A 3,522-nucleotide genomic window follows, 5' to 3' on the forward strand; every position below is an offset into this window, starting at 1 on the left:
TTCCGGCGTCCGCGCGGCGGGGCGGGGCGGGGGTCGTACTGGCGGGGGGGGTCGGCCCCGAGGGGACGGACCGCCGAGGACGGGTGGAGGACCGATCAGCCGCCGGTGGTGAGGTTGACCAGCTGGCTGCCGTTGAGCCAGTCGCCGGTGAGGTCGGCGAAGCCCTTGCCGTTCCAGGTCAGCAGGCGCACGGAGGCGTTGCAGATCGACGGCAGGAGCGGCACCTGCTGGTTGTCGCAGGTGAACGGGTGGGCGAGGACGTTCGGATGGTCCTTGGTCGCCTTGAGCGCGGTGATCAGCGCCGCGGGCGTCGGGTCCGCCAGCTCCTCGAGCAGGTCGCGCACCACCAGCACCGCCGAGAACGAGCCCTCCGAGCCCGAGGTCCGCTGGTCCGCCGGCACCCGCTCCGCGAAGGCCGCCGCGACGGGGTCCTTGTCGTCGTCGGTCACCGGCTGGTAGCCGGAGGCGAAGATCAGGTTGTCGGTCTGCCCGCCGGCGGCCTTGGCGACCGCCGGGGAGGCGCACGAACCGATCAGGTACATCGGCGCCTGGATGTTCAGCGCGCTCGCGGCCTGCACGATGCGGGCGCAGGCCTGCGCCTGGAAGATGACGACGATGGCGTCTGGGTTGCCGGAGGCGACGTTGCTGAGCGCCGGCGCGAAGTCGGCCGCGTCGGCCTTCTCCGCGACGAGCTTGACGTCGGTCACGCCCTTGGCGGTCAGGATGCTCTTCGCGGAGTTGATCGCGATCGTGAGCAGCCCGGGCAGGTCCACGTACAGCGCGTGCACGCTGCGCACCTTCTTCACCGACGTCAGGTAGTCGGTGATGCCGAGCAGCTCCGCGACGGTGCCGCCGGCGAGCGAGTACGAGTTGGGCGAGTTGAGCTCCCCGTTGAGCTGCGGGGAGCCGCTCACGTACGGGATGCCCGCGGTCTCGTAGATCTTCATCGCGGTCTCGGCGGCGATGTCGATGCCGCCGACGACCGCGACCGGCTTCTGCGCGACGAGCTTGTTGGCGCAGTCCTGCGACGACTCGGGCGAGCCGTTCGTCGCGCAGGTCACGAGCTTGATCGGCCGGCCCTTGACCCCGTTCAGCTCGGCGTTCGCGTAGGCCGCCGCCGCGTTGGCGGCGACCCGGGTCTCCGGGAACGAGCCGAGCGCGCTGTTCTCCTGCGTCACGTACCCGATCAGCAGCGGCGTCCCGGTGGGCGCCGCGGCCGGCGTTCCGCCGGTCCCGCCGCCGTCGTCCGAACCACCACCGCGCTCGCTCGTGCAGCCGGCGAGAACCATCACCAGGGCAACGGAGCCAGCGGCGAGACCACGCCCAAATCGGATCACGCCCAGAAAGCTACACTCCCGTCGGCAGCCGGGTGCGACCGTGTCGAGCAAGCCGTGTCGGCCGACGGAGAGCCCTAGCGAGAGACAAGGGTGTGTCCACGTATCTAGCCGCGTTGGTGCTCGGCCTTGGCACCGGGGCCGTGTACGCGGCGCTCGGCCTCGGTCTCGTGCTGACCTATCGGGCCTCCGGCGTGGTGAACGTCGCGCACGGCGCCTTCGCCATGTACGCGACCTACCAGTACGCCGAGTTGCGTGAGTACGGCGACATCGTCTTTCCCGTCGTCGGATTGCCGCCACGAATTCATCTGACCGACAACCCGTCGTTCCTGCTGTGCTTCCTGCTGTCGCTGGCGCTCGCCGGCCTGTTCGGGCTGCTCTGCTACCTGCTGGTGTTCCGGCCGCTGCGTTCCGCGCCGCCGATGAACGCCGTCGTGGCCGCGGTCGGGCTGATGATCGCGCTGCAGGCCGTCGCGGTGCTCCAGTTCGTGGCGGGCGACGGCGGGCAGGACAACCGGTTCATCGCCCCGGTGCTGACCCAGCGGCCGGTCGAGCTGCTCGGCACGACGGTGCCCAGCGACCGGCTGCTGCTCGCCGCGCTCGCCGTCGCGGCCGGGGCCGTCCTGTGGGCCGTGTCGCGCTGGACCAGGTTCGGCCTGGCGACCCGCGCCGTCGCCGCCGACCCGGACGCCGTGTCGCTGTGGGGCTACCGCGCTGAGCTGGTCGCCGCCGCGAACTGGGTGGTGGCCTCGGTGCTGGCGGCGGCGGCCGGCATCCTGATCGCGCCGGTCTCCGCGCTCAACCCGGCGACCTACTCGCTGTTCGTCGTCCCGGCGCTCGCGGCGGCGCTGCTCGGCGGGCTGTCGTCGTTCGGCGCGACGGTCGCCGGCGCGCTGGCCCTCGGGATGGCGCAGTCCGCGCTGTTCCAGGTCCAGCAGGACGTGAGCTGGCTCGACCAGCCGGGCCTGCGCGCGCTGCTGCCGCTGCTCGTGCTGATCGGGGTGGCGGTCGCGAGAGGGCAGCTGGTGCCCAGCCGGGTGACGACCGCGGCGGGCGTCACCCGGCTGCCACCGGTGGGCCCGCCCGTGGGGGCGCGCCGGGCGGCGCTGTGGCTGGGACTCGGGGTCGTGGCCGGCGCCGGCGCGCTGTTCCTGCTGCAGGGCACCTACCGGCTCGGTATGGAACGCAGCCTCGCCGGGGCCGTCGTCTGCCTGTCGTTCGTCGTGCTCGTCGGTTACGTCGGCCAGCTCTCGCTCACGCAGATGTCGATCGCCGGGGTCGCCGGCTTCCTGCTCGCCCGGCTGCAGCGCAGCCTGCACATCCCGTTCCCGGTCGCCCCGCTGCTCGCCACGGCCGTGGCCGCCGCCGTCGGTCTGCTGCTCGGCCTCGTCGCCCGGCGGGTGCGCGGCATCGACCTGGCGGTCATCACGCTCGCCGCCGGCGTCGCGATCCAGGAGGCGGTGTTCGCCAACCCGCTGGTCACCGGCGGCCTGGCTGGCACCAAGGTGCCCGCGCCGACGGTGTTCGGCCTGGACCTCGGGCTCTCCGGCCCCGGCTTCCCGCGCGTCGAATACGGGCTGCTGGCGCTCGTCGTGCTCGCCGCCTGCTGCTATGGCGTCGCTCGGCTGCGTGGCTCCGGGTTCGGCCGGCGGATGCTCGCGGTCCGGGCGAACGAGCGGGCCGCCGCCGCGGCAGGCGTCGACGTCCGGCGCACCAAGGTCCTCGCGTTCGGGATCTCGGCCGGGATCGCCGGTCTCGGCGGCACCCTGATCGGCTACGGGCAGGGCACGCTGTCGTTCGACTCGTTCGGCGTGACCGCGTCGCTGTTCTTCCTCGCCGTGGTCGCGGTCGGCGGCGTGACGACCGTGTCCGGGGCGCTGCTCGCCGGCCTGCTGGTGCCAGGCGGCCTGGCGTTCACCGCCCTCGACGACCTGGCCGGCCTCGGCGAGTACCAGTCGTTGATCTGCGGGCTGGCGGTCGTCATCCTGGCCGTGCTGCGGCCCGCGGGCCTCGCCTACCGGCGCCCGCCCGTGCCCGCCACCGTCGGCGCGCACCGGGCCGGCCGCGCGGCCCGCGGACAGGTCCCCCGGCCGGCCGGCCGGGCCGCGCCGCCGGGCGGCCCGGCGCGCCCGGCGGGACCCCGGCCCGCGCGCGGGGTGGCCGGCGGGGGTGGGGCGACCGGCGGCGG

2 protein-coding genes are annotated in these 3,522 nt (G+C 73.9%); one reads left to right on the forward strand and one right to left on the reverse strand.

All coding sequences use genetic code 11. The annotated features are described in order from the left end of the window. Positions 1 to 95 precede the first annotated feature (95 nt). The gene (locus I6A81_RS40710; protein ID WP_307875231.1) at positions 96 to 1,337 is read right to left on the reverse strand and encodes an ABC transporter substrate-binding protein; all 1,242 of its coding nucleotides are present in this window, start codon (positions 1,335 to 1,337) and stop codon (positions 96 to 98) included. A 92-nt stretch (positions 1,338 to 1,429) separates the two neighbouring features. Here I6A81_RS40710 and I6A81_RS40715 point away from each other — a divergent pair. After that, on the forward strand, positions 1,430 to 3,522 hold a 2,093-nt coding region (locus I6A81_RS40715; protein WP_203010507.1), incomplete at its 3' end, for a branched-chain amino acid ABC transporter permease.

The organism is Frankia nepalensis (assembly GCF_016786325.1).
GTDB lineage: Bacteria > Actinomycetota > Actinomycetes > Frankiales > Frankiaceae > Pseudofrankia > Pseudofrankia nepalensis.